This window comes from Janthinobacterium sp. FT14W, from assembly GCF_009208755.1.
Classification (GTDB): domain Bacteria; phylum Pseudomonadota; class Gammaproteobacteria; order Burkholderiales; family Burkholderiaceae_D; genus Janthinobacterium; species Janthinobacterium violaceinigrum.
Map to the genome: position 1 here is coordinate 18,051 of NZ_WFLL01000039.1, position 25,883 is coordinate 43,933.

The window sequence follows — 25,883 nt, forward strand, 5'->3', positions numbered from 1 at the left end:
CCTTGGCTGAGACCCTCAGCTGAAAAATCCGGCCGCTGCCAGTTCGCGGTCCCACGGCGGCACGGGCTGGTATTCGGCCACCAGGAAATCGATCAGCGCGCGCACCTTGGGCGATGGCTGGCGGCTGGCCGGGTACAGGGCGCTCAAGTGATTCAGGGGCAGCTCCCAGCCGGACAGCACGGGCACCAGGCTGCCATCGAGCAGATTGCGCCAGGCCAGGAACGTGGTGCTGTAGACGATGCCCAATCCCCGCTGCGCCGCCTGGTGCAGCACCAGCCCGTTATTTGCCGTGAAGCCCGCCTGCACGCGCACGCTGACCTCCTCGCGCCGCTCCCCTTCCCCACGCTGGAAATGCCAGTTCGTGCCATCGGTCAGGTGGCTGAAATGCAGGCACTGATGCTTCAACAGATCCTGCGGCGCCTGCGGCACGCCCCATTGCGCCAGATAGGCGGGGCTGGCGCACAGCACGGCGCGGCAAGGCGCCAGCGGGCGCATGGCCAGCGCGCTGCTGTCCGGGATGCCGCCCACGCGGATGGTCAAATCAAAACCGTGGCGTATGGGGTCGAGCAGGGCGTCGTCGACAAACAGTTCGGCCTGCACCTGCGGGTGCAGCAGGCTGAAACGGGCGACGGCATCGGCCAGCCACGCGCTGCCGAAACTCGATGGCGCCTGGATGCGCAGCGGCCCGGCCAAACCGGCTCCCGCCTGCGCCACGTGCGCCACCATGCGCGCCGCTTCCTGCGCCTGGCTGACGGTGGCCATGCACGGCGCCAGATAGGCGCGGCCCGCGTCCGTCAGGCTCACTTCGCGCGTGGAGCGGTGCAGCAGGCGCGCATCGAGGCGCTCTTCCAGCTGCATGATGGTCTTGCTGACCATGGCACGCGTCAGGCCCAGGCGCTGCCCGGCCACGGTAAAGCTGCGCTGGCGCGCCACTTCGACAAAGATTTCCATCGCTTTTAGTTGATCCATGTCAAAGATTGTCTTCGTTTTGACGACAATCTGTCAACCGTTGGGCGATTGTTTGCGCCCATCGTCCAACCTACAATGACGCCTTCTACCTACTTACGGAGCCGCCGCCATGCTAACGATCGAACAACAAGCACAATACCAACGCGACGGCTACATCATCCTGCCCGGCTTCAAGGGAGCGGACGACATCGCCGCCCTGCGCGCGCGCGCCGAGCAGATTGTCAACGAATTCGATCCCAGCCAGAGTCAATCCATTTTCACCACGCGCGACCAGGCGAAGAACACCAACGATTATTTTCTCGCTTCCGACAACACCATCCGCTGCTTCTTCGAGGAAGAGGCGTTCGGCGCGGACGGCCAGCTGAAGCAGGCCAAGTCCCTGTCGATCAACAAGATCGGCCACGCCATGCATGACCTGGACCCCGTCTTCCGCAGCTTTTCCAGCGACCCGAAACTGGCCGAAGTGGCGCGCGACCTGGGCCTGGCGGACGCGCAGGTGTGGCAATCGATGTACATTTTCAAGCAGCCCGGCATCGGCGGCGAAGTGCGCTGGCACCAGGACGCCACGTACTTCGAGACCACGCCCATCAGCGTGACCACGTTCTGGTTCGCGCTGGAAGACGCGACCCTGGAAAACGGCTGCCTGTGGGCGGAGCCGGGCGGCCACCGCGGCCCCCTGCGCGAGCGCTTCATCCGCAACGGCGACCAGGTGCGCGTGGAAAAACTCGATACCACGCCCTGGCCCGACGACAGCACGGCCGTGCCGTTGGAAGTCAAGGCCGGCGCCCTGGTCTGCTTCCATGGCCTGCTGCCCCATTACAGCGCGCCGAACCGCTCGCCCGTCTCGCGCCACGCCTACACCCTGCACGCGACGGACGGCCAGACCGAGTACGCGGCCCACAACTGGATACAGCGCGACGCAGCGTTCCCCGTGCGGGGCTTCGTCTGATGCGCATCGAAGTCTACGCCGCCCACTGGGGCAATAACGAGCTGGCGCCCGAGGTCTTCATCGACAAGGTGCTGGCGGCCGGTTTCGACGGCATCGAAATGTCGCTGCCGCTGGACGCAGCCCTGCGCGGGGAATGGACGGAGCGCATCGCCAGGGCGGGACTGCAGCTGATCGCCGCGCAGTGGGAAACCGTGTTCCACAGCGACTTCGAGCGGCACCGCGCGGCCCTGGCGGAACTGCTGGAGAACGCCTGTTTGGCGCGCCCCGTGCTGGTCAACACGCACACGGGCAAGGATTTCTATACACCGGCGCAAAACGCGCAGCTGCTCGACCTGGCCGCCGCCATCTCGGAAAAGCACGGCGTGCCCATCGTGCATGAAATCCATCGCAGCCGTTTCAGCGGCCATCCGATGCTGCTGCTGCCCTACCTGGCGCAGTATCCTGCATTGCCATTGACGGCCGACCTGTCGCACTGGTGCTGCGCCTGCGAGTCCCTGCTGGAAGACCAGCCGCACACCCTGGCGCAAGTGCTGCCGCTGGTGCGCCACGTGCATGCGCGCGTGGGCCATGCGCAGGGACCGCAGGTGGCCGACTTCCGCGCGCCGGAAGCGAAGGCGGCGCTCGACGCCCACCTGGCCTGGTGGGATGCCATCGTTGCACTGCGCCGCGCGGCCGGCGCCGAGCGCATGACGTTCACGCCCGAATTCGGCCCCGCGCCGTATTTGCAAACGCTGCCTTACACGCAGCAGCCGGTGGCCGATGCCTGGGAACAGAACGTCGCCATGCTGCAGCTGCTGCGCCAGCGCTATCCTGCGGACTGAGGAAGCTGCGCAAAATTGGCCTGCACGAAATCGATGAAGGCGCGCAGCGGCGCTGGCAGGTGTCGCCGGCCCGCATAGTATAAGAACGGGCCGGGAAAGGACATCGCCCAGTCTTCCAGCACCGGCTGCAGCTGGCCCGCATCGACATACGGCTGCAGCCACTCTTCAAACAGATACACCAGTCCATGGCCGGCGACGGCCATGCTGACCGCGAGGTCGGCCGCCGTCGGCGTGACGATCAATGGGCCGTCCGGCTCCACGCTCACTTTTTGCCCGTCGCGCTCGAACTCCCACGGTGGAATCGCGCCGCTGAGGAATTTCCCCAGCAGGCAGGCGTGCTGCAGCAGGTCGCGCGGATGCATGGGCACGCCCCGCTGCGCCAGGTAGGACGCTGCGCCCGCCACCGCAAAGCGCTGCGTGCGGGGGCCGATCGGGATGGCGATCATGTCCTGCTCCAGCCGCTCGCCATAGCGAATGCCCGCGTCGCAGCCACTGGCGACGACATCGACAAAATTATTATCGACCACCAGCTCGACCCGGATCTGCGGATAGGCGCGCAGGAACTGGTCGACCATGGGCTGCAAGAAGAAGCGCGCCGCGATGACGGGCACGTTCAGGCGCAAGGTGCCGCGCGGGCTGTCGCGCAAGTCGTTCAGCACGTCGAGCGCGCTGCTCACTTCATCGAGCGCGGGGCGCAGGCGCGTCAGCAGCAATGCGCCTGCGGCTGTCGGCGTGACGCTGCGCGTGGTGCGTTCCAGCAGGCGGATGCCCAGTTGCTGCTCCAGCCGGCGCAGCGCCTCGCTCAGCGCCGACGCGGACTGGCCGCTGGCACGCGCGGCCTGGCGAAACCCCTGGTGGCGGGCCACCTGGGCAAAGGCGGCCAGGTCGGCCATGGAAGGACTGTCTGCATGCATGGGAGCTTTCACTGTGCCTATTTCACTGTGCCTATTTCACTGTGCCTATTTCACTGGACGTAATTCACTGTACGCAATTGAGTACAGCCTGTGCCGGATTGACCCGATTATCATACTGCGCAATCGCCGTTACGATGGCTGCTCCTGTCCTCGACCACCACACCGGAGCTTCCATGCACACCTGTACCCCCGCCCGCGCCCCATTCACGCCCGCCCATTGCGACATCGCTTTCAACCGCACCGGCTACGGCGCCATGCAGCTGGCCGGCCCGCACGTCTGGGGCCCGCCGAAGGACCGCGCCGCCGCCGTCGCCGTACTGCGTGCAGCGGTCGAACTGGGCGTCAACCATATCGATACGTCGGATTTTTACGGCCCGCATATCACCAACCAGATCATCCGCGAGGCGCTGCACCCGTACCGCAGCGGCCTGACCATCGTTACCAAGATCGGCTTCGTGCGGGGCGCCGACCAGTCCTGGCTGCCGGCCGCATCGCCACAACAGCTGCGCGACGCCGTGCATGACAACCTGCGCAACCTGGGCCTGGACGTGCTCGACGTCGTCAACCTGCGCGCACCGGGCATCGCCGGCCCGGACGGCTCCTCGCTTGCCGAGCCGCTGTCCGTGCTGGTGCAGCTGCAGCGGGAAGGCCTGGTGCGCCATATCGGCCTGTCGAATGTCGATGCCGGCCAGGTGGCCGAGGCGCAGCGGATCAGCCCCATCGTCTGCGTGCAGAACCACTACAATCTGGCGCACCGCGCGGACGATGCGCTGATCGACACGCTGGCCGCGCAAGGCATCGCCTATGTGCCGTTCTTCCCCCTGGGCGGCTTTTCGCCGCTGCAGTCCGATACCCTGAACCAGGTGGCGGCCGCCATGCAGGCCACGCCGATGCAGGTGGCGCTGGCCTGGCTGCTGCAGCGCGCGCCGAATATGCTGGTCATTCCCGGCACCTCGTCGGTGGCGCACCTGCGCGAAAACATCGCGGCCGGCGCGCTCAGGCTGGACGCGCAGGCACTGGCGGCATTGAATACCCTGTGACGCCGCCAGGCAGGGGGATAGCGGGTAGCGGAGTAGCTTGCAACTAAGTAGCGCGCTATATATACTGTGCCCATGGATACCACCACCGCCCCCAACCCGCTGCACCAGGTGCCGCGCCTGGACAGCCAGCTGTGCTTTGCGCTGTACTCGACTTCGCTCGCCATGAACAAGCTGTACCGGAAGCTGCTGCGCAAGCTGGGCCTGACCTATTCGCAATACCTGGTGATGATGGTGCTGTGGGAACGCGACGGCCTGACCGTGTCGGAAGTGGGCGAGCGCCTGTTTCTCGACTCGGCCACCCTGACGCCCCTGCTCAAGCGCATGGAGCAATCGGGCCTGCTGACGCGCACGCGCGCGGCCAGCGACGAACGCCAGGTCATCATTTCCCTCACAGAACATGGCGACCAGCTGCGCCACGCAGCGGCCCTGCTGCCCGAAGCCATCCTCACGGCCAGCCATTGCAGCGTGGAACAAGTTGTGGACATGAAACAACAACTGAACCAGTTGCGCGACAGCCTGATGAAAAGTGAGTAAACGCCCCGCTTTTCCGAGCAAAATCAGGCAGACACGTGCTTCGGCTGCGCATGGCAAATGCTGGCGCGAAATCTGCCTTTCTTTATTACAAATCGATACAAGGATGGCCCCACCCTGCGTATAGAATAGTTGCCACTATTTCCTTACAACAACATCAGGGTGACTATGCGCAAACCTTTCGGCTCCGTAGCCTCGCTGGCTTTCTGCTTTACCGTCTCGGCCTTCGCTGCAGAGCCATTCGACGACAAGTTCCGCCAGCTCGAAGAGATACTTCCCACCCCGAATACCTACCGCACCGCGTCCGGCGCGCCGGGCCACGCCTACTGGCAGCAGCGCGCCGACTACACGATCCGCGCCACCCTGGACGAAGCCAAGCGCGAAATCGCCGGCAGCGGCAGCATCACCTACCATAACCAGTCGCCCGACACGCTCGGCTACCTGTGGGTGCAGCTGGACCAGAATATCTACAAGCCCGATTCCGACGCGCGCCGCGTGGCCACGGCGCCATCGCGCCAGGCCTGGGCCAGGACGGCAGGCGAAGACACGATGAAGTTCGAAGGCTTGCGCGGCATCCTCGCGCGCGGCGACTTCCAGGGCGGCTTCAATATCCGCCGCTTGACAGGCGCGGATGGCCAGCCCCTGAAGTACGTAATCAACCGCACCATGATGCGCATCGACCTGCCGCAGCCCCTGAAGCCGGGCCAGGATTTCGTCCTCCAGATCGACTGGGATTACCGCATCAACGAACAGAAGGTGCTGGGCGGACGCGCCGGCTATGAAGTCTTCGACGACAAGAACGCCCTGTTCGAAGTGGCGCAGTGGTTTCCCCGCATGGCGGCCTATTACGACGCGGCCGGCTGGCAGCACAAGCAGTTCCTCGGCTCCGGCGAATTCACGCTGGAATTCGGCGACTACGACGTGCAGCTGACGGTGCCGGCCGACCATATCGTCGCCTCCACGGGCGAGCTGCAAAATCCGCAGGACGTGCTGTCGTCTGCCCAGCGCGAGCGCCTGGAAAAAGCCCGCACCAGCGACAAGCCCGTCGTCATCGTCACGCAAAAAGAAGCGGAAGCGGCCGAAAAATCCGTCAGCCGCGCACAAAAGACCTGGCACTTCAAGGCGGCCAACGTGCGCGACTTCGCCTGGGCCTCGAGCCGCAAGTTCATCTGGGATGCGCAGGGCTACAACAAGGGCGGCAGCAAGCTGATGGCCATGTCCTACTACCCGAAAGAGGGCAACCCGCTGTGGGAAAAATACAGCACGCAAGCCATCGTGCACACGATCGAGCAGTACAACAAGTACAGCATCGACTACCCGTACCCGACAGCCATTTCCGTCAACGGCCCCGTGGGCGGCATGGAGTATCCGATGATCTCCTTCAACGGCCCGCGCCCCGTCAAGGACAAGAAGACGGGCGAGCTGACCTACTCCAAGCGCACCAAGTATGGCCTGATCGGCGTGATCATCCACGAGGTGGGCCACAACTACTACCCGATGATCATCAACTCGGACGAGCGCCAATGGACGTGGATGGACGAAGGCCTGAACACCTTCGTGCAGTACCTGGCGCAGCAGGCGTGGGAAGAAAACTACCCGGCCTCGCGCGGCGAGCCGCGCGAGATCGTCGACTACATGCGTAGCCGCGACCAGGTGCCCATCATGACCAATTCCGAGTCATTGCTGCAGTTCGGCAACAACGCCTATGCCAAGCCGGCGGCGGGCCTGAACATCCTGCGCGAAACCATCCTCGGGCGCGAACTGTTCGACTACGCGTTCAAGGAGTATGCGCAGCGCTGGAAGTTCAAGCGCCCGACGCCCGCCGACTTTTTCCGCACCATGGAAGACGCCTCCGGCACGGACCTGGACTGGTTCTGGCGCGGCTGGTTCTACACCACCGCCCCGGTCGACATCAGCATCGACGGCATCACCGAATATGGCGTGAGCTCAAAAAACCCGGACACGGAAAAGGCATGGAAGAAGGCCCAGAAGGATGCGCAGCCGGAATCCGTCACGAGCCGCGCCAACAAGGGCATGCCGCGCCGGGTCGACGCGCATCCGGAGCTGAAGGATTTCTACAACCAGCACGACGATTTCACGGTCACCAACAAGGACCGCAACGCCTACGCCGAAGCGCTGGCCGGCCTGGAACCGTGGGAAAAGGATTTGCTGAAACAGGGCAAGCACCTGTACCTGGTCGACCTGTCGAACCTGGGCGGCATGGTCATGCCCCTGATACTGGAAATCGAACTGAAAAGCGGCAAGAAATACGTGGAGCGCGTGCCGGCCGAAGTGTGGCGCTATTCGCCGAAAAAGATCACCAAGGTCGTCATCACCGACGAGCCGATGGTGGGCCTGGTGCAGGACCCGTACTGGGAAACGGCCGATATCGATACCAGCAACAACGCCTGGCCGCGCAAGATCACGCCATCGCGCCTGGAACTGTTCAAGAGCGAAAAATCGCCCAAGGATAACCTGATGCGCGATTTTAATACGCCGCTGAAAGGCAGGAACGGCGGCGCGGACAAGGGCGACGAAGCGTGATGCGCTGGCGCCTCGTCGCGGCCAGCCTGCTGGCCAGCGCCAGCATGGCGGCCGGCGCGCACAATTTCCACATGGGTATCGCCGACATCAGCTATAACGGGGCCAGCGGCAGCACCGAAGTGGTGCATACCTATACGGGCCACGACGTCGAGGCGCTGCTGACGCAGCTGTACCAGCGCCAGTTCGACCTGGGCCAGGAGGACAGCGAAGCGGCGCTGCGCCGCTATGTCGACAAACAGTTCTACCTCGTGGCGCCGGACGGCAAGCGCCTGCGCCTGGCGTGGGTCGGCATGAAGGTCAATGCCGACAACGTGGTGATCTTCCAGGAGATCGAGCGCACGCGCCTGGCGCCCGCCACGCGCATCCACAACCAGTTGCTGATCGATTTCCTGCCCAGCCAGCGCAACACCCTCAACGTGCAGGACAGCGGCACCATCCAGACGCTGATTTTCGACCGCCAGAATACGGAACTGCCGATCCGCTGACCAGCGGCAGGCAGCCCGCCGGGGCCCCGCCCCGCCACTTCCAGAGACCCATGACGCCACGCCACCTTCCCCTCCTCCTCGCCGCCCTGTTTTTACCTGCCGCCCACGCCGACGACATCTTCCAGCGCGTACTGGTCGACGGTTCGCGCCTGAACCAGCTGGGCGTGGCCGATTCGGCCAACGCGGGCAGCGTCACGCAAAAGCAGCTCGATGCGCGCACCAGCTACCGGCCCGGCGAACTGCTCGAAGCCGTACCGGGGCTGATCGTCAGCCAGCATAGCGGCGAAGGCAAGGCCAACCAGTTTTACCTGCGCGGCTTCAACCTCGACCACGGCACGGACTTGCGCACCACCGTCGACGAGATGCCCGTCAACCAGCGCAGCCATGGCCACGGACAGGGCTGGACGGACCTGAACTTCCTGATCCCCGAACTGGCCATGCGCCTCGATTACAAAAAAGGGCCGTATTCGGCGGCGCAAGGCGATTTTTCCTCGGCCGGAGCGGCCTCCGTCATCTACGCGAACCGCCTGACGCAGGGCATCGCCAGCGTGGGCATCGGGCAGAACGGCTTTCGCCGCGCCCTGCTGGCCGATTCGCCCGATGCGGGCGACGGCAGCCTGCTGTACGCGCTCGAAGCGCAGCACAACGATGGCCCGTTCACGCAGCCGGACCGCTACCGCAAGCTCAATGGCGTGCTGCGCTACAGCGAAGGCTATGCCAACAACGGCTACAACGTCACGGCCATGGCGTACGACGCCAGCTGGAATGCCACCGACCAGATTCCGCTGCGCGCCGTGCAGGACGGCACGCTGGGCCGCTTCGACGCCATCGATGCCAGCGACGGCGGCAAGGCGCAGCGCTACAGCCTGTCCGGCGCCTGGCGCCAGACGACGGACGACGTCTCGTCCAGGGTCAGCGCCTACGTGATCGCCAACCGCCTGGCCCTGTTCTCGAATTTTACGTATGCGATGGAGGACCCCGGCAACGGCGACCAGTTCGCCCAGCCCGACCGGCGCGTGACGGCCGGCCTCGATGCCAGCCACACCTGGCACCGCCACACGGACAGGGGCAGCAGCGACACCACAATCGGCCTGCAGCTACAGAACGACAATATCCACAATGGCCTGTACAACACGCGGCAGCGGCAGATCGTATCGAGCACGCGGCAGGACCATATCGTTGAAAGCAGCATCGGCGTGTATGGCGAAAACAGCACGCGCTGGTCGCGCTGGCTGCGCACCGTGGCCGGCCTGCGCGCGGACGCCTACCGCTTCGACGTGCGCAGCGACCGCGCCGCCAATTCGGGCCAGGCCAGCGACCATTTGTTCAGTCCCAGCCTGAGCGTGATCGCCGGTCCATGGCGCGATACGGAAGCGTATATCAACATTGGCAATGGTTTTCACAGCAACGACGCGCGCGGCACGACGATCACGGTGGACCCGAAGACGGGCGAGGCGGCCGACAAGGTCACGCCCCTGGTGCGCTCGCGCGGCCTGGAACTGGGCTTGCGCAGCGCCGCCATCGCCGGCCTGCAAACGTCGCTGTCGCTGTACCGGCTGGACTTCGATTCCGAGCTGCTGTTCATCGGCGATGCCGGCGCCACCGAGGCGGGCCGCCCCAGCCGCCGCTACGGCGTCGAGTTTTCCAGCTACTACAAGGCGGCCAGCTGGCTGTCGCTGGACCTGGACCTCGCCTATGCGCGGGCACGCTCGCGCGGCAGCGACCCGGCGGGAGACTACATCCCGGGCGCCATCGAAGGCGTGGCCCAGCTGGCCATGACGGTGACGCCGTCCGGACCATGGTCGGGCTCCCTGCGCATGCGCTACTTCGGCCCGCGCCCCCTCATTGAAGACAACAGCGTGCGTTCGGCGGCCAGCGTGGGCTTGAACGGGCGCATCGCCTACCAGGTCGACAAGACCTTGCGCGTGGAGCTGGAAGGCTACAACCTGGCCAACCGGCGCGACTCGGCCATCGATTACTACTATGCCTCGCGCCTGCCCGGCGAAGCGCAGCCCGTCGACGATATCCACTTCCATCCGGTGGAATCACGCTCGCTGCGCCTGACCCTGGTAAAGAATTTTTAACTCAACAAGAATAATTCCTGTCGGACCCAGCACAAGAGTTGCCGCGAAGTCGTAGAATGCCAGGCTGGATAAACTGATACCGGCCGCATGCCGGCCCGCACCGCCATGAGCACTTCCGCACCGATCTTTACCGACCCGTCCCGCGTCAAGGATGCCTTGCGCGATGACGGCTATGCCGTCTTGCGCCCGCAGGACGTGGCCGCGCTGGCCGGCTGCCCGCTGGCCGCGCTGCGCGCGCTCGAGCCCAGCTGGAACGCGCTGGCGCTGGACAATTACCTGAAGGATGGCGGCCGCTACCGCCGCCGGCGCCACTCGTGCTTCGTGCAGGATGGCGGGCGCCTGACGCAGACGGCGCACCGTCCGCACTGGCAACCGGTGGAATACAACGCCCTGCACGGCGGCATGCACCGGCTGTTCGAGCCGGTCGAGCCGTCCGTGGTCGCGCAGGCCGCCTGGCAGCAGCTGATCCGCGCGCTGGGCGACGCCTGCTCCCAGGCCAAGGGACAGCAGCCGTGGTTCATCGAGGCGCACCAGTTCCGCATCGATACGACCGATGGCATCGGCCGCCCCACGCCGGAAGGCGCGCACCGCGACGGCGTCGATTTCGTCGCCGTGCTGCTGATCGGGCGCGAACAGATCAAGGGCGGCGAGACGCGCATCTTCGAAGCCAACGGTCCCAACGGCAAGCGCTTTACCCTGACGGAGCCGTGGTCGCTGCTGCTGCTCGACGATGCCGCCGTGATCCATGAATCGACGCCGATCCAGCCCATCGGCGAACATGGCCACCGCGATACGCTCGTGCTCACCTATCGCGCGGGCCAGTTCCAGGGCGAGAATTGACAAGCGGCCACAGCATTCCCTGTGGCCAAAATAGTTACTTGGAAGTTACTTTTACAGACCTAAATCCGATATAGTCACAGGATGTCGATATTGCGCGCTCACCGCGCCCAGCATCACCACACTGAAATTCTAGGAGAGGTCTGTGGACTCCAACAACCAAATCAAGCCTGACGAAATCGAGATCCTGATCGTCGAGGATAGCCCGACCCAGGCGGAGCGCCTGCGCCGCCTGATCCAGTCCCTGCACTACAATGCGCGCGTGGCGGCCAACGGCCAGCTGGCCCTGGCCGCCATCCGCGAACGCAAGCCGCACCTGGTGCTGTCCGATATCGTCATGCCTGAAATGAATGGCTACGACCTGTGCCGCGCCATCAAGTCCGACCCGACCCTGCGCGACATTCCCGTGATCCTCGTCACCTCGCTCAACGACCCGAAGGACATCATCCGCGGCATCGAGTGCGGCGCCGACAATTTCATCCGCAAGCCCTACGCGGAAGACTACCTGCTCAACCGCATCAGCCACATGCTGATGAACCAGAAGCTGCGCAAGAACCAGAATGTGGAAATCGGCATCGCCCTGTACCTGGGCGACCAGAAGCATTTCATCAATGCGGAACGCCAGCAGATCCTCGACCTGCTCATTTCCACCTATGAGCAGGCGGTGCAGGTCAACGGCGAACTGCAGGCGCGCGAACGCCAGGTGATCGAGCTGAACATGCGCCTGGCGCACCATGCGGCCGAACTGGAAACCATCAACCGCGAGATCGCCCTGAAAAACCTGGAGCTGGCCGAGGCCAGCCGCATGAAGTCGGCCTTCATCGCGAACATGTCGCACGAACTGCGCACGCCGCTCAACGCCATCATCGGGTTTACGGGCGCGCTGCTGATGAAACTGCCCGGCCCCCTGACGTCCGACCAGGACAAGCAGCTCAACACCATCCGCGCCAGCGCGCGCCATCTGCTCTCGCTGATCAACGACATCCTCGACGTGGCCAAGATCGAGGCGGGCAAGCTGACCCTGTCGATCGAACCCGTGCACTGCCAGGAACTGATGGCCGAAGTGGCCGATACCCTGCGCCCCCTGGCCCAGCAAAAGGGCCTGGTCCTGGAAATGGCGCTGGGAGAAGACGGCCAGCCGCCCGCCATCATCGATACTGACCGCCGCGCGCTGACGCAAATCCTCATCAACCTGCTCAACAACGCCATCAAGTTCACGGAACAGGGCACGGTACGCATCAGCCTGGCCCAGCGCGAGGAAGACGACGTGCTGGTGACGGAAATGAGCATCGCCGACAGCGGCGCCGGCATCAAGGAAGAAGACCAGGCCAAGCTGTTCCAGGCCTTCTCGCAGCTCGATTCCACCTCCACGCGCCACGTGGAAGGCGCGGGACTGGGCCTGTACCTGTGCCAGAACCTGGCCAACGCCATCGGCGGCGCCCTGTTCTTCAACAGCGACTACGGCTCGGGCAGCACATTTACGCTGGCCCTGCGCAGCAAAGCCTGACTTTCTGTGCACCGCAACATGAAGTCTGCTTTTTTTACGGCCTGGGAGAGCCTGATACCGTAGTTCTACTGTATTGCACCGCACCATTTTTAGCGCTATAGTGGAACTGTCTCCTCCAATTCGTTCTCCGAACATTGGATTACGCCCGCGAATACAACCGCGGGCTTTTTTTTGCCCGCGTTTTCCTCATCTTCATCTTTCCTTAACTAAATCAAGTGATTTAGTTATATCAAACGTTTGAGATATGTGTTTAAATCTCCGGCATGATTGAAAAGAACATTTCCCACACCCCACATACCGACGACGGGCGCAAACCCCGTTCCGATGGCGAACAATCGCGCGAGCGGCTGCTGCATAGCGCCATCCGCCTGTTTGCCGAACAGGGCTACGCCAAGACCTCCACGCGCGAACTGGCGCAGGCGGCCGGCACGAACGCGGCCGCCATCAGCTACTATTTTGGCGACAAGGCGGGCCTGTACCGCGCCGCCTTCGCCCAGCAGTCGGCCAACCCGCAAGACAATATCGCCCTGTACGAGCAACCGCATTTCACCCTGCGCCAAAGCCTGGAAGGCTTTTATGCGCAGCTGCTGGCCCCCATGCAGCAGGGCGAGATCGCGCGCGACTGCATGCGCCTGTGGTGCCGCGAGATGCTCGAGCCGACGGGCCTGTGGGCACGCGAGATCGACCAGAACATCCGTCCCGAGCACGAAGCGCTCACGCGCGTGCTGGCGCGCCACCTGGGCGCCCCCGACGACAGCGACGACATGCACCGCCTGGCCTTCTCCATCGCCTCGCTGGCCCTGCAGCACATGGTCGGCGCCGAGGTGCTGCACACCCTGCGCCCGCAGCTGCTGGAAACGCCGCGCGCCATCGATACCTGGCTGGCGCGCATGACCGACTATGCGCTGGCCATGGCCGACGTGGAACGCCAGCGCCTGGCCCTTTCCCCCCCTACCGCCCAACGACAAGCAGAAGGACAAGCATGACGACTATTCGATGCACCGTTCAACGCGCCCTGGCCGCCAGCATCGTGCTGGCACTGGGTGGCTGCGCCCTGCAGGGGCCGCCCGCGGCGGTGTCGGCCAGCGCGCCCGCGCAGTGGCAGGCGCCGCTGCCGCATAACGGCAGCCTGACGGACCTGGCCAGCTGGTGGCAGCACCAGGGCGATGGCCTGCTGGTGGAACTGATCGCCGACGCGCAGCAGGTCAGCCCCAGCATCGCCGCCGCCAGCACGCGCATCGTGCAGGCGCGCGCGGACCGGGTCGCCGGCGGCGCCGCGCTGGCGCCCGCGCTGGACGCGACAGGCAGCGTGGTGCGCACCAGCCAGCAGTCGGCGCAGCCCGGCGGCACCACCTCGCAGGCGGCCCTGCAGGCGTCGTGGGAAATCGACGTGTTTGGCGCCAACCGCGCCACGCGCGATGCGGCGCAGGAGCGCTACGACAGCGCGCGCGCGGGCTGGCATGACGCCCGCGTTTCCGTGGCGGCCGAAGTGGCGAACCAGTACTATGCCTTGCGCACCTGCCAGCAATTGCAGGCAGTGGCGGAACAGGATGCCGTCTCGCGCCGCGACTCGGCGCGCCTGACGGAACTGAGCGCCGGCGCCGGCTTCCAGCCGCCTGCCAACGCGGCCCTGGCCCGCGCCAGCGCCGCGGAAGGCGCCAGCCGCGCCATCGAGCAGCGCGCCGCCTGCGACGTGAACGTCAAGGCGCTGGTGGCCCTGTCGGCCATGCCGGAAGCGTCGCTGCGCCAGAAGCTGGCGGCCAGCCCCGCCATCCTGCCCTCGCCCGTGGCGATTGCCGCACTGCCGGCGCAAACCCTGGGCCAGCGTCCCGACATCTACAGCGCCGAACGCGAAGTGGCGGCCGCCAGCTTCGAAGTGCGCGGCGCGCAGGCGCAGCGCTATCCACGCCTGAGCCTGGCCGGTTCCATCGGCAAGGGCAATATCCGCTCCGGCGGCAGCAGCATCACGGCCAGCACCTGGAGCATCGGCCCGCTGGCCGTCAGCCTGCCCATCTTCGACGGCGGCACCCGCCGCGCCCAGGTCGATGCGGCCACGGCGCGCTACGACGAAGCCGTGGTCAAGTACCGCGCCGGCGTGCGCCAGGCCGTGCGCGAAGTGGAAGAGGCACTGCTCAACCTGGCCAGCACGGACGAGCGCAGCGGCCACGCAAAAACGGCGCTGGAAGGCTACCGCGTGTCGTTTGTCGCCACCGAGGACCGCTACAGGAATGGCCTGGCCAGCCTGATCGAACTGGAAGACGCGCGCCGCACGCGCCTGGCCGCCGAAAACACCGTGGTCAACCTGGAGCGCGAACGCAGCGCCGCCTGGGTAGCGCTGTACCGCGCCGCCGGCGGCGGCTGGAACAGCAGCAGCGCCAACGCCATCGCCCACAACGCCCCCTGACGGATACGACAACATGAAAAAACTGACCTTGAAACCCATGGCGCTCGCCCTTGCCGCCCTGTGCGTGGTGCTGGGCGCGGGCGTGGCCCTGTACCCATCGGCCTCCACGGCGGCCGGCGACGCCAAAGACAAGCACGCGGCGCAGAAACCGGCCCTCACCGTCACCACGGCCAAGCCGCAGACGGCCAGCCTGCCCATCAAGCTGAACGCCAACGGCAACGTGGCCGCCTGGCAGGAAGCCGTCATCGGCAGCGAATCGAACGGCTTGCGCCTCACCGAGGTGCGCGTGAATGTCGGCGACGTGGTGCGCGCCGGCCAGGTGCTGGCCGTATTCTCGAACGACACGGTCAATGCCGACGTGGCGCAGGCGAAAGCGGCGGTGCTGGAAGCGGAAGCGAATGCGGCGGAAGCGGCGGCCAACGCGCAGCGCGCCCGCTCGCTGCAAAGCACGGGCGCCATCAGCGCGCAGCAGATCAGCCAGTACCTGACGGCCGAACAGACGGCCAACGCGCGCATCGCGTCCGCCAAGGCGCAGCTGGCGTCGCAGCAGCTGCGTCTGAAATACACGCAGGTGGTGGCGCCCGACAGCGGCATCATCTCTGCGCGCTCGGCCACCGTCGGCTCCGTCGTGGGCGCCGGCACGGAACTGTTCCGCATGATCCGCCAGGGCCGCCTCGAATGGCGCGCCGAAGTGACGGCCACCGAGCTGCTGAACCTGAAACCGGGCACCCTGGCGCAGATCAAGGCATCCAATGGCAGCGTTTTGACGGGCAAGGTGCGCATGATCGCCCCGACCGTCGATCCGCAGACCCGCTCCGCCCTCGTGTACGTGGACCTGCCGGCCAGCAGCGGCAACAATGCGCCATTCAAGGCCGGCATGTACGCCAGCGGCGAATTTGAACTGGGCACGTCGGGCGCCCTGACGGTGCCGCAGCAGGCGATTGCCGTGCGCGATGGCTTCAGCTACGTCTTCCGCCTGAATGCCGACCAGCGCGTCAGCCAGATCAAGGTGCAGGCCGGGCGGCGCCTGAGCGACCGCATCGAGATCACGCAAGGCATCACGGCCGATACCACCATCGTCGTCAGCGGCGCAGGCTTCCTCAATGACGGCGACCTGGTACGCAATGTGGCGACACCAGCGGCGGCCAAGCCCGCTGCGCCGGCCACCGTGGCCGCGAAAAAGTAAGGCCAGCCATGAACTTTTCCTCCCTCTCGATCAAGAATCCGATCCCGGCCATCATGCTGTTCGCGCTGCTGACCCTGGCCGGCTTGCTGGCCTACAAGGCCAATCCGGTGCAGGATTTCCCCGACATCGAACTGCCCATCGTCACCGTCAGCGCGGTGCTGCCCGGCGCCGCCCCGGCCCAGCTGGAAACGGAAGTGGCGCGCAAGATCGAAGACTCCGTCGCCACCCTGCAAGGCGTGAAAAACATCTATACCAAGGTGCTCGACGGCGTCGTCACGGTGACCGTCGAATTCATCCTGGAAAAGCAGATCGCCGAAGCCGTCAACGACGTGCGCGACGCCGTCGCCCGCGTCAAGGCGGACATGCCGGCCGAACTGCGCGACCCCACCGTCACCAAGGCGTCCACGGCCGGACGCGTGGTGCTGACCTTCATCGCCACGGCGAAAGGGGGCGTCGACAATCCGCTCGACGCGCCCGACCTGTCCTGGTTCGTCGACAACACGGTGGCCAAGCGCCTCTTGACGGTGCCCGGCGTGGGCGCCGTCACCCGCGTGGGCGGCGTCTACCGCGAGATCCAGGTGGAGCTCGACGAAGCGCGCATGGCGGCGCTGAAAGTGTCGGCCCTCGACGTCTCGCGCCAGCTGCGCCTGGTGCAGCGCGAAGCGCCCGGCGGGCGGGGCGACATCAGCGGCGCCGAACAATCGGTGCGCACCATCGCCACCGTCAAGACGGCCGATGAACTGTCGCGCGTGGAAGTGCCGCTGCCGGACGGGCGCCACGTGCGCCTGGACCAGGTGGCCACCGTGCGCGACACCATCGCCGAGCCGCGCGCGCTGGCCGAGCAGGATGGCAAGAGCGTAGTCGCCTTCGAGGTGTTCCGCACCAAGGGCGCCAGCGAAGTGGCCGTCGCCAAGGGCGCGCGCGCGGCCATCGCCGACCTGCAGAGGGAAAACCCCAGCGTCGTGCTGCAGCAATCGATCGACAATGCCTTCCCCGTCGAGGAAAACTTCGACGGCTCGATGGAGCTGCTGTACGAAGGCGCGCTGCTGGCCGTGCTGGTGGTGTGGTGGTTCCTGCGCGACTGGCGCGCCACCCTGGTCGCCGCAGCCGCCCTGCCCCTGTCCGTGATGCCGGCCTTCCTCGGCATCTACTGGTTCGGCTACACGCTCAATACCGTCACCCTGCTGTCGCTGGCGCTGGTCGTCGGCGTGCTGGTCGACGATGCCATCGTGGAAATCGAAAACATCGAGCGCCATCTGCGCATGGGCAAGTCGCCCATGGAAGCGGCCATGGAAGCGGCCGACGAAATCGGCATGGCGGTGATCGCCACCACCTTCGCGCTGGTGGCCGTGTTCCTGCCGACGGCCTTCATGAGCGGCATTCCAGGCCTGTTCTTCAAGCAGTTCGGCTGGACGGCCGTGCTGGCCGTGCTGGCCTCGCTGGTGGTGGCGCGCCTGCTCACGCCGATGATGGCCGCCTACATCCTGAAACCGCTGCCGCACAAGGAAGAACAGGATGGCTGGCTGATGACGCGCTACCTGAAGGTCATGCGCTGGTGCCTGAACCACCGCGGCACCACGGCCATCGCCGCAGCCCTGTTCTTTGTCGGCGCCATCGCACTCGTGCCGCTGCTGCCGACGGGGTTCGTGCCGGCCGCCGACCGCGCGCAGACGCAGATCAACCTGGAACTGCCGCCCGGCTCCACCCTGGCCGAAACGCAGGCCGTGGCGGCCATGGCGCGCGATGCGGCCATGCGCACGCCCGGCATCAAGGGCGTCTTCAGTTCGATAGGCGGCGGCTCCAGCGGCGACGCCTTCGCGCCCGGCGCGGCGGCCGAAGCGCGCCGCGCCGTGCTGACCCTGACCACCGTGCACCGCACGGAGCGCAAGGAATCGATGGCGGGCCTGGAAACGCAGCTGCGCCAGAAGCTCGATACGATACCGGGCGCCCGCTTCACGGTGGGGCCACCCGACACGGGCGTCAAGATGCAGCTGGTGCTGCGCTCGGAAGACCCCGTGGCTTTGACGACGGCGGCACAGAAGGTCGAGCGCGAGCTGCGCGGCCTGAAAGGCATCGGCAACGTCAATTCCAGCGCTTCGCTGGTGCGCCCGGAGATCATCGTGCGCCCTGATTTTGCCAAGGCGGCAGACCTGGGCGTGACGGCGGCAGCCATCGGCGAGACGGTGCGCGTGGCCACGGCCGGCGACTACGACACGGACCTGACGAAGATGAACCTGCCCGAGCGGCAGGTGCCGATCCGCGTCAAGCTGCCCAACAGCGTGCGCGCCGACCTGGCCGCCATCGAGCGCCTGACCGTGCCGGGCAAGAATGGCCCCGTGCGCCTGGCGAACGTGGCGAGCGTGACGATGGAAAGCGGCCCCGCGCAGATCGACCGCCTGAACCGCAGCCGCAACGTGACCCTCGACGTGGAACTCGGTTCGCGCACCCTGGGCGAATTGAACGAGGAAGCGCGCGCGCTGCCGTCGATGAAGAATCTGCCGCCGTCCGTGAAGATCGCCGAACTGGGCGACGCGCAGGAGATGGCCTCGCTGTTCGCCAGCTTCGGCCTGGCCATGCTGATCGGCGTGCTGTGCATCTATTGCGTGCTGGTGCTGCTGTTCAAGGACTTCATGCAGCCGGTGACCATCCTGGCGGCGCTGCCGCTGTCCATCGGCGGCGCCTTCGTGGCCCTCCTGATTACGGGCAGCGCCCTGTCGATGCCGTCGATGATCGGCCTGATCATGCTGATGGGGATCGTCACCAAGAACTCGATCCTGCTGGTCGACTATGCGATCCTGGCGCGCCAGGCCGGCATGAACCGCTTCGATGCGCTGGTCGACGCCTGCCACAAGCGCAGCCGGCCCATCCTGATGACGACGATCGCCATGGGCGCCGGCATGATGCCGCTGGCGCTGGGCTGGGGCGCCGACCCCAGCTTCCGTTCGCCGATGGCCATCACCGTCATCGGCGGCCTGATCACGTCGACCTTGCTCAGCCTGCTGGTGGTGCCTGCCGTGTTCACCTACATCGACGACCTCGAGCACCTGCTCAAGCGCGGCATGGCGAAACTGCGCCGCCACAAGGCGCCCCTGCGGCGCGATGAGCAGGTGGTACTGGAAAAATAAGCGCCGCAGTTGTCTACAAAATCGCCCCCTGCGGGCAAGGAAGCGAAGGACCGGCCGGCAGGCCGCGCTCCCTCGCTTCCATCTATCTGGCATACTGCGCCCATTCTCAATGAACGCAATCTGCCCTGCCTATGAATTACCGCACCCCGCTCGCCCTGCTGCTGGCATCCGCACTGCTCGGCGCCTGCTCGGACAAGACCGCCCCCGCCAGCGCCGACGTGGCAGCTGACGTGGCAGCCGACGTCCCCGCCAGCGCTGCCGACGTGGCACCGTCCGGGCACGTGCCGCCGCCGGCCGCCACCGCGCCCAAGACGGACGAAATGAACACGCCGCAGGCGCGCAAGCGGGAAGCGGGCATGATGCGCGCCGTCTTCGGCGACGACTACCGCAGCGACAGCGACGATGCGCTGGCCGACCTGTCCGATCCCGACAACCATGTCGACAAGCTCAGTTACGTCGTCAGCGCCGTCAGCCACAAGCTGCTGCCCGATGGCCGCGCCATCCTGGTGGCGAATGCGGAAACGGCCAACACGGAAGGCACGGCGGAATCGGCGCACGCCTCGTCGGGGCTGTTGAACGTGTTTTTCCTGGCACCCAAGGGCCAGCCGGAAGACGGCCAGTGGCAAGTGGTGAAACGGCTGGAAAACATCGCCGCCCTGGGTTCGTCGGGGCAGCTGGGCGAGGTCCACTGGGTCATGCTGGGTGCGAACAAGCCGGGACTGGCGATCCGCCATGGCTATACGGGCCAGGGCTACACCATCACGCAACTGGCCCTGTTTGAAATCGGCGACGGCAAGGTGACGGCGCTCGATGGCGGCATCGACCTGTACTCGGACAATATGGGCGCCTGCACGCCGGACATGGATGAATGCTGGATGGTGGCAGGCAGCTGGCGCTTTGCGCCAGCGCGCAATGGCGGCAGCTACGATGACCTGCTGATCGATTTCAAGGGCGCGTCCGAGAAGATCAAGCCCAATGTGACGGTCAAGCCGGACCAGGACCCGCCGCGCATCGCCACGCCCCTGAACGGCCACGCGCGCTATGCCTTCGATGGCAAGGGGTATAAATTAGTCGAAGGGAAGAACACGGTGCCTGGCGTATAAGCCAGCCACCGTCATGGGGGCCGGCAACTACCGGCGCGCCGCCTCCAGGCGCGCCAGCAGCGGCGCATACATCGAGCGCGTATGGCTGCTCCAGCGGGCCATGGTGCTGTCGATATCGGCGCACAGGCGCTCGGCCAGCACCTTGTCGCCCTGCTGCAGGGCCCAGATCGCATACTCGGCGCGGCAGTCGAAACTGCCGTAACGGGTCAGCGCATCGTCGAATTCCGCCTTCGCCTCCGGCTGGCGCCCGCTTTGCGCCAGCGCGCGCGCCGTCAGCAGGGACACCAGCTCGGGACGGAAATGGATGTCGCTGCGGCGGATGAATTCCAGGTGCGTCAAGGCCTGGGCGCCGCGCCCGCATTCCAGGTAGGCGCGTGCCGCGCCCAGGCGGATTTCCAGGTCCGAGGAAAAGGCGCCCTGCAGGCAGGCTTCATACGTCGATGCCGCTTCCTGCGCATCGCCCGCTTCCAGCAATGCGCTGGCCAGGCGCATCTGGTTCTGCGCCGTCGGCGTGTACTCGAAGGCGGCCTTCGCCTCGCGCAATTCGCGGTTCGGGTCGAGCACCTGCACGGCCACCGACGCGACCTTGCGCGCGCCTTGCGGCAGGCGCGAATTGGGCAGGTAAATGGCGAAGAAATACACCACGCTGCCCAGCAGCGGGAACATGAATAAAATGAGCAGCCAGTACAGCTGCTGCCCGTTGCGCACCACGTGAATCGCAAAAAACAGCGCGATCAGGATGTGGATGCCTATGCCAAAAATCGTCATCTTGCAACCTCGTTCGTGACGGGAGCCGCTGGCACCATGCCGCAGCTTTCCCTGGCTCAATATTACACCGGCCGCCCCGACAAGCCCGCCGGGGAGACGCGCGAGCGGCGAAAGCAGGACAGCCGCGCGACCGTCCTGCTTCCCTGCTGCGTCTATCGGCGTCAGAACGTGCTGATGGCGTTCAGGAACCAGCCCCGGCTGCGATACGACAGATCCGTCAAGTCGTCCGAGAAGGTCGTGAAGTTGTAGCCGATGCCGATCTTGGCGTGCTTTGCCACATGCCGGTAGACGCCGATCAGGGCGCCGGCGCGCGCATCGCCCGCCTCGCGCGCCTTCAGCCGGCGCGCCTCGATCAGCGCATCCCACTCCTTGACGATATGGAAGTCGGCGCGCAGCACCAGCAATTCCGCGCGGCTGGAGAACCACTCGCCTTGCGTCTTCGACGCCCGCAACTGGCCCGTGCGCACGCCGAACTTGCCGCCCACGGACAGCCACGGCCGCACGTCATAGGTCGTATCGGCATTCAGGATATGGCTTTTCTGCGTGTAGTCGAGCACCCCGCCCGTGACGCCGTCCACCTGGCCTGGCGATGGCAGGTTGTAAAAGTACGTGTACTTGAACAGGGTGTTCCAGCGGTCGTTGTCGACGGGACGGTAGGCCGCTCCCGTCACCACTTCCGTGTAGTCGCCATCGTAGAATGCGCCCCGCGTGGAGCTGCTGCGCGACAGGTTGAACTTGCCCAGCAGGCGCCAATCGCGGTCCAGCTGGTAGCTCAGCGCATTACGCGTCAGCCACACCTTGCGATGTTCGCTGTTTGCGTCCGTGGCGCAGCCGCCGTCGGCCGGCACGGTGGCGCAACTGCCCTCCACGGTCCCCAGCGACTTCGTGCGGTCCGTGCGGAACTCCAGCGCGCTGGAAAATTTCAGCCGCTCGTAGGCATACGCCGCCGTCAGGCCGATGGCGTCGCGCTTCAAGTCGCCCGACAGGGGATTCGACAGGGTGCCCGTCTCGAACTTGATGCCCGTGGTCCAGCGCTCGGTGGGCGCCAGGTCCACGCCGAACGCGTGCGTCAAGCTTTGCGGCCCCGCGCCATTGCCCCAGCGGCTTTCCGCAAACAGGCCCGCCCTGTCGCTCAGGCGATAGCGGCTGCCCGCCGTCAAGGTAGACTGGCGGCCGCTGTAGTTCACATCCGGCGTTTCCGTCTCCATGCGGTAGTTCAGGTAGACGCTGCTGCGTTCATCCATCTGCAGGTTGCCGAACAGCTGACCGCCCGCGCCGCCGCTGCCGCCCGACGCTTCCGCTCCCAGGCGCAGGCGCTCGCTCGCCTGGTAGGTGCCGCCCAGTCCCGCGCGGTCATTCAGGGCGCGGTTGCCGCTGCGCGACAAGGTATGCTGCACGAAGCCGTACATGTCCCACGGCGCGTACAGCAATCCTGCCACGCGCGCCGAAGCCACGCCGGAAGCGAGCGTGGTGTCGGGGCCGTACTGCGGACCGCCGGCCATGCCCGCCTCGCGGCCCTGCGTCACCAGCTGGCCCGTGATGCCGCCCTGCAGTCCCGGCTGCGGCACGGCGTTCGATGCCGGCGTCCTTTCCAGCGCGCCGTCCCGGGCTTGCTGGCCCTGCTGCAGCGGCCGATAGTCGACGCGCAGCACGGCGTCGCTGCGCCCGCCATCCTGGCTCAGGATGGCGCTGGCATTGTCCCTGCCGATCGCATTGTCGCGGCGGTCGTGCCGCATGCCAGCCGACACGCCCCACTCGGCATCGAGCTTGTGGCGCAGCGCCGCTTCCACGGCGCGCGCATCCTGGCTGGTGGCCGTGCGGTCATCCGCCTTCAGCGACACTTCCGTGCGCTCGCCCAGCGGCACGGTCGCCGCCAGGCCCGTTTGCCGCACGGCTTCGCCGTTCAGGGTCTGCATGCCCGGTCCCGCGTAACCGGCTTCGCGGTCCTGCCAGTAGGCGGCGATGCGGCCGCGCGCCGCGCCGCCCAGGTCGGCCAGGTCCAGCGCGCCGTCGAAGCGCTTCGCGTTGGCGGGGCGGCCGCCCGCCGTCGTCTGGTTGAAATCGAAGCCGCCGCTCGATGAACTGAGCACGCTGCTGGCGTCGCCGCTGGAACGGGCTGCCTCGGCCTTGATCCAGGTGCCCGGCCTGTAGCGCAAGGTCAGGTCCAGCTCCTTGAGGGTCTGGTCCGAACCCTGTTCGCCCTGGTGGTAATTGCTGGCGCCGATGCGCACATGGTCGTTGAACCAGTGGCTGGCGCGCACGCCCACCGAGGTGCCGGAAATGGCGCTCAGGCCCGGCACATATTCATACGTCGCCACCAGGTACACGGGGTTGCCGCTCAAGCTCGCGCTTTGCACCAGCGCACCGCCATCGGCCACGGAGGACAGCGGCGAGCGCAAGGTCAGGCGGCCCTGCAGGTAGTTGATCTCATAGTCCTGCGAGGGCGTCAGCTGGATGCGCTCGATCACCAGGCCCGAATCCTTGTCGCGCACTTCCACCCACAGGCGTTCCGACCCCTGCGTCAGGTCCAGGTGGCGCAGATAGTATTGCGAACCGCCCGTGCCGCGAAATTCCTCGCGCGACTGCAGGGTACCCGGCGAAGCGGCAAAGGCGTTGACCGTGCTGGCCTTTTCGCCATGGCTGGTGCTGGCGGCGCCATTCCACAGCAGATTGGCGCCATACAGGCCGCGGCTGTACTGGGCCAGTTCCGAGCCGCTCCAGGTGGTCTGGAAATTCCCCCACATGACGGAGGAATCGCCTTTTTCCAGGCGCACGTAAAAGCGCCCCTGGGTAGGCGCATCGTCGACGGTGGTGCTGTCGTCGCCGTACACGGGATAGTATTTGTCCGGATCGATGCGGCGCAGCAGGTAGTTCGGATCCTTGCTCTGGAAGTTGTGGAACAGGTCGCGCAGCGGCTGTTCGCGCGTGTCGGCGCTGGCCGTCAGCAGATAGTCGCCCTTGATCTTGCCCTTCAGGTAAAACGCGCCGCGGCCGTCGGCCCAGGTCTCGTTCCGGTAGTGCTGCGTGTCGCCCGTGACCAGTTCGGCCGGTCCCTTGGTGCGGTCGCGGCCAATGGTCAGGTCGGCCAGCGCCACATAGAACCAGTCGCTGTCGGCGATGTTCAGGTTGCGGCGGAAGGTCATGCCGGCCCCGCTGCCATCCTTCACGGCCACTTCCACCGTATGCGGGCCAGGACGCATGATCTGGCGCATGGCGAACTTGCCGCCGGCGTCGACGGGCACGACCATCCCCAGCGCCGTCACCTGCTGGCCGGGCTTGATCTTCTCGCCGCTGATGGTGACGCTGCCGCCCGCGGCATCGATATTGCGCAGGATCAGGCTCGACTCGCCCCAGCCGGCCAGGGCGTCGTCGCCGGCCTTCTTGCCCGGCGCTTCGGGCGGCGCCGCATCGAGCAGGCGCAGTGGCTGCAGACGCGTCTCGTCGAACTTGCCGCCACTATCGTACACGCGCAGCAGGTAGCCGATCTGCTCCGGCGCATCGGCCGGCGCCTGCCAGGCCGTCGCTACACCCATCGTCGCAGGCACGATGGCAAATGGCTGCTCCTGCGTGCCCTGCCCCTTGGCAAAGATGCGGATCTCGGCGCGCTGCTGAAAAAAAGCGTAATTGGTGTACGTGCCAAAACGCACGGGCGCCTGGCGCTGCGCGTAGGGCGCCGCCAGCCAGACATTCAAGGCCGGCGCCACATTCAGGGGGTCGTACTTGACCTGGATGTCGGAGCGCTCCAGCGCCACGTCGACGCAGCGCTGGCGGTCCGCCTCCTGCTGCGGCGTATCGGTGTCCTGCGCCACGCCGTCTATGCTGATGGAGAAGGCCGCATCGCGGTTGGCCAGCTGGCTGGCGACGGCGCAATCGTCGACCTGCACCAGCGTCTCGACGCGCCTGGCGGGCGCGCTGGGCACGGCTGGCAGCTCCACGGCTTCCTCGTACCAGGCGCGGATTTCCGTGCGGCGGTTCTGCGCCATGCCCTGCGGCGTGGCGTTCGACGCGATCGCTTCGCTCTCGCCCTTGCCGCTGGCGGAAAAAGCCGATGCCGGCAAGTCCAGTGCACGCATCAGATAGGCCGTGACGGCCAGCGCGCGCGCCTCCGACAGATGCTGGTTCGTGGGGAAGGTCGGCTTCAGCCAGGCGGCGATGCGCTGGTTGTCCGTATGCCCGATCACCTGCACGCGCACCTTCTGCTTGCCGCGCAAACGTGCGGCCAGTGCGTCAAGCCGGGCCGTGGCGGCCGGCAGCAGCACATCGCGGCCGGACTCGAAATTGGTGCCCGACAGCAGGTCGTCGAAGGTCACGCTCTGCTGCGCCGGCACGGCCGGCGGCACCGCTTCCAGGATCACGCGGCGCTCGGCGCGGCTCAGGCCGGACGGCGCCAGGCCGCTGAAAGCGGGCGACTCCTGTTCCCCGCTCGAGGGCTGCTGCGCCCCCATGCTTTGAGCGCGGTCCAGCATTTTTCCCCGCAGCGCGTGCTCGTCTGCCATTTGCGCATGCGCGCCCAGGCAGACAAAGCCTATGCTGCCGAGCAAATACACGAGCCGCTTGGGGGCCGGCCTGGCCGCCGCTTTGAAGGTGCCTTGATTGCTAACGTTCATGGTCATTTT

The 25,883-nt window shown here is 66.1% G+C and carries 18 protein-coding genes; 14 read left to right on the forward strand and 4 right to left on the reverse strand.

From position 1 onward, the window contains the following. Positions 1 to 15: 15 nt before the first annotated feature. Entirely contained in the window at positions 16 to 969 is a 954-nt protein-coding gene (locus GCN74_RS21885; RefSeq protein ID WP_226939165.1) for a LysR family transcriptional regulator, read from the reverse strand. A gap of 109 nt (positions 970 to 1,078) precedes the next feature. On the opposite strand from GCN74_RS21885, the gene GCN74_RS21890 reads away from it, so the two are divergent. Then, on the forward strand, positions 1,079 to 1,918 hold the full coding sequence (locus GCN74_RS21890; protein WP_152258630.1) for a phytanoyl-CoA dioxygenase family protein: 840 nt from the start codon (positions 1,079 to 1,081) through the stop codon (positions 1,916 to 1,918). Continuing rightward, positions 1,918 to 2,739 carry a sugar phosphate isomerase/epimerase family protein gene (locus GCN74_RS21895; protein WP_152258631.1) on the forward strand — a complete coding sequence of 274 codons (822 nt, stop codon included), beginning with the start codon at positions 1,918 to 1,920 and terminating at the stop codon, positions 2,737 to 2,739. The genes GCN74_RS21890 and GCN74_RS21895 overlap by 1 nt, the downstream gene beginning before the upstream one ends. Here GCN74_RS21895 and GCN74_RS21900 read toward each other — a convergent pair. Then, complete coding sequence (locus tag GCN74_RS21900; protein WP_152258632.1) at positions 2,724 to 3,653, reverse strand: LysR family transcriptional regulator; 930 nt, start codon at positions 3,651 to 3,653, stop codon at positions 2,724 to 2,726. The two genes, GCN74_RS21895 and GCN74_RS21900, sit on opposite strands and share 16 nt — an antisense overlap. Positions 3,654 to 3,826: 173 nt before the next feature. Here GCN74_RS21900 and GCN74_RS21905 point away from each other — a divergent pair, with 173 nt between their 5' ends. The 12 genes from GCN74_RS21905 to GCN74_RS21960 all read left to right on the forward strand — a co-directional run bounded on the left by GCN74_RS21905 (position 3,827) and on the right by GCN74_RS21960 (position 20,499). Further along, the gene (locus GCN74_RS21905) at positions 3,827 to 4,693 is read left to right on the forward strand and encodes an oxidoreductase (RefSeq protein ID WP_152258633.1); all 867 of its coding nucleotides are present in this window, start codon (positions 3,827 to 3,829) and stop codon (positions 4,691 to 4,693) included. A 72-nt stretch (positions 4,694 to 4,765) separates the two neighbouring features. Further along, on the forward strand, positions 4,766 to 5,227 hold the full coding sequence (locus GCN74_RS21910) for a MarR family winged helix-turn-helix transcriptional regulator (protein WP_152258634.1): 462 nt from the start codon (positions 4,766 to 4,768) through the stop codon (positions 5,225 to 5,227). Between the two features lie 165 nt (positions 5,228 to 5,392). Continuing rightward, positions 5,393 to 7,768 (forward strand): M1 family metallopeptidase, encoded by a 2,376-nt coding sequence (locus GCN74_RS21915; protein WP_152258635.1) that lies wholly within the window; start codon positions 5,393 to 5,395, stop codon positions 7,766 to 7,768. After that, positions 7,768 to 8,253: a DUF6702 family protein gene (locus tag GCN74_RS21920; RefSeq protein WP_193317199.1), complete on the forward strand. Its 486-nt coding sequence runs from the start codon at positions 7,768 to 7,770 to the stop codon at positions 8,251 to 8,253. The genes GCN74_RS21915 and GCN74_RS21920 overlap by 1 nt, the downstream gene beginning before the upstream one ends. 50 nt (positions 8,254 to 8,303) lie before the next feature. Continuing rightward, the gene (locus tag GCN74_RS21925) at positions 8,304 to 10,337 is read left to right on the forward strand and encodes a TonB-dependent receptor (RefSeq protein ID WP_152258637.1); all 2,034 of its coding nucleotides are present in this window, start codon (positions 8,304 to 8,306) and stop codon (positions 10,335 to 10,337) included. A gap of 105 nt (positions 10,338 to 10,442) precedes the next feature. Next, on the forward strand, positions 10,443 to 11,177 hold the full coding sequence (locus GCN74_RS21930; protein WP_152258650.1) for a 2OG-Fe dioxygenase family protein: 735 nt from the start codon (positions 10,443 to 10,445) through the stop codon (positions 11,175 to 11,177). A 142-nt stretch (positions 11,178 to 11,319) separates the two neighbouring features. Beyond that, on the forward strand, positions 11,320 to 12,681 hold the full coding sequence (locus GCN74_RS21935; protein WP_152258638.1) for a hybrid sensor histidine kinase/response regulator: 1,362 nt from the start codon (positions 11,320 to 11,322) through the stop codon (positions 12,679 to 12,681). Positions 12,682 to 12,944: 263 nt separating this feature from the next. Next, on the forward strand, positions 12,945 to 13,667 hold the full coding sequence (locus tag GCN74_RS21940; RefSeq protein WP_152258639.1) for a CerR family C-terminal domain-containing protein: 723 nt from the start codon (positions 12,945 to 12,947) through the stop codon (positions 13,665 to 13,667). Next, entirely contained in the window at positions 13,664 to 15,085 is a 1,422-nt protein-coding gene (locus tag GCN74_RS21945) for an efflux transporter outer membrane subunit (RefSeq protein ID WP_152258640.1), read from the forward strand. Before GCN74_RS21940 ends, GCN74_RS21945 begins: the two co-directional genes overlap by 4 nt. A 13-nt stretch (positions 15,086 to 15,098) precedes the next feature. Then, complete coding sequence (locus GCN74_RS21950; protein ID WP_152258641.1) at positions 15,099 to 16,271, forward strand: efflux RND transporter periplasmic adaptor subunit; 1,173 nt, start codon at positions 15,099 to 15,101, stop codon at positions 16,269 to 16,271. An 8-nt stretch (positions 16,272 to 16,279) separates the two neighbouring features. Further along, the gene (locus GCN74_RS21955; protein WP_152258642.1) at positions 16,280 to 19,396 is read left to right on the forward strand and encodes an efflux RND transporter permease subunit; all 3,117 of its coding nucleotides are present in this window, start codon (positions 16,280 to 16,282) and stop codon (positions 19,394 to 19,396) included. A gap of 131 nt (positions 19,397 to 19,527) precedes the next feature. After that, complete coding sequence (locus GCN74_RS21960) at positions 19,528 to 20,499, forward strand: hypothetical protein (protein ID WP_152258643.1); 972 nt, start codon at positions 19,528 to 19,530, stop codon at positions 20,497 to 20,499. 27 nt (positions 20,500 to 20,526) lie between these two features. On the opposite strand, the gene GCN74_RS21965 is transcribed toward GCN74_RS21960, so the two are convergent. Next, the gene (locus tag GCN74_RS21965; RefSeq protein ID WP_152258644.1) at positions 20,527 to 21,267 is read right to left on the reverse strand and encodes a tetratricopeptide repeat protein; all 741 of its coding nucleotides are present in this window, start codon (positions 21,265 to 21,267) and stop codon (positions 20,527 to 20,529) included. Between the two features lie 161 nt (positions 21,268 to 21,428). Then, on the reverse strand, positions 21,429 to 25,874 hold the full coding sequence (locus GCN74_RS21970) for an OmpA family protein (protein ID WP_193317200.1): 4,446 nt from the start codon (positions 25,872 to 25,874) through the stop codon (positions 21,429 to 21,431). Positions 25,875 to 25,883: the final 9 nt, after the last annotated feature.

What these genes read in the sequence shown, in the direction of transcription:
- GCN74_RS21965 (WP_152258644.1), bottom strand. Translation starts at nt 21,267, where the DNA reads ATGACGATTTTTGGCATAGGCATCCACATCCTGATCGCGCTGTTTTTT.
- GCN74_RS21915 (WP_152258635.1), top strand. Translation starts at nt 5,393, where the DNA reads ATGCGCAAACCTTTCGGCTCCGTAGCCTCGCTGGCTTTCTGCTTTACC.
- GCN74_RS21910 (WP_152258634.1), top strand. Translation starts at nt 4,766, where the DNA reads ATGGATACCACCACCGCCCCCAACCCGCTGCACCAGGTGCCGCGCCTG.
- GCN74_RS21885 (WP_226939165.1), bottom strand. Translation starts at nt 969, where the DNA reads ATGGATCAACTAAAAGCGATGGAAATCTTTGTCGAAGTGGCGCGCCAG.
- GCN74_RS21895 (WP_152258631.1), top strand. Translation starts at nt 1,918, where the DNA reads ATGCGCATCGAAGTCTACGCCGCCCACTGGGGCAATAACGAGCTGGCG.
- GCN74_RS21905 (WP_152258633.1), top strand. Translation starts at nt 3,827, where the DNA reads ATGCACACCTGTACCCCCGCCCGCGCCCCATTCACGCCCGCCCATTGC.
- GCN74_RS21960 (WP_152258643.1), top strand. Translation starts at nt 19,528, where the DNA reads ATGAATTACCGCACCCCGCTCGCCCTGCTGCTGGCATCCGCACTGCTC.
- GCN74_RS21890 (WP_152258630.1), top strand. Translation starts at nt 1,079, where the DNA reads ATGCTAACGATCGAACAACAAGCACAATACCAACGCGACGGCTACATC.
- GCN74_RS21900 (WP_152258632.1), bottom strand. Translation starts at nt 3,653, where the DNA reads ATGCATGCAGACAGTCCTTCCATGGCCGACCTGGCCGCCTTTGCCCAG.
- GCN74_RS21955 (WP_152258642.1), top strand. Translation starts at nt 16,280, where the DNA reads ATGAACTTTTCCTCCCTCTCGATCAAGAATCCGATCCCGGCCATCATG.
- GCN74_RS21920 (WP_193317199.1), top strand. Translation starts at nt 7,768, where the DNA reads ATGCGCTGGCGCCTCGTCGCGGCCAGCCTGCTGGCCAGCGCCAGCATG.
- GCN74_RS21925 (WP_152258637.1), top strand. Translation starts at nt 8,304, where the DNA reads ATGACGCCACGCCACCTTCCCCTCCTCCTCGCCGCCCTGTTTTTACCT.
- GCN74_RS21945 (WP_152258640.1), top strand. Translation starts at nt 13,664, where the DNA reads ATGACGACTATTCGATGCACCGTTCAACGCGCCCTGGCCGCCAGCATC.
- GCN74_RS21940 (WP_152258639.1), top strand. Translation starts at nt 12,945, where the DNA reads ATGATTGAAAAGAACATTTCCCACACCCCACATACCGACGACGGGCGC.
- GCN74_RS21950 (WP_152258641.1), top strand. Translation starts at nt 15,099, where the DNA reads ATGAAAAAACTGACCTTGAAACCCATGGCGCTCGCCCTTGCCGCCCTG.
- GCN74_RS21970 (WP_193317200.1), bottom strand. Translation starts at nt 25,874, where the DNA reads ATGAACGTTAGCAATCAAGGCACCTTCAAAGCGGCGGCCAGGCCGGCC.
- GCN74_RS21930 (WP_152258650.1), top strand. Translation starts at nt 10,443, where the DNA reads ATGAGCACTTCCGCACCGATCTTTACCGACCCGTCCCGCGTCAAGGAT.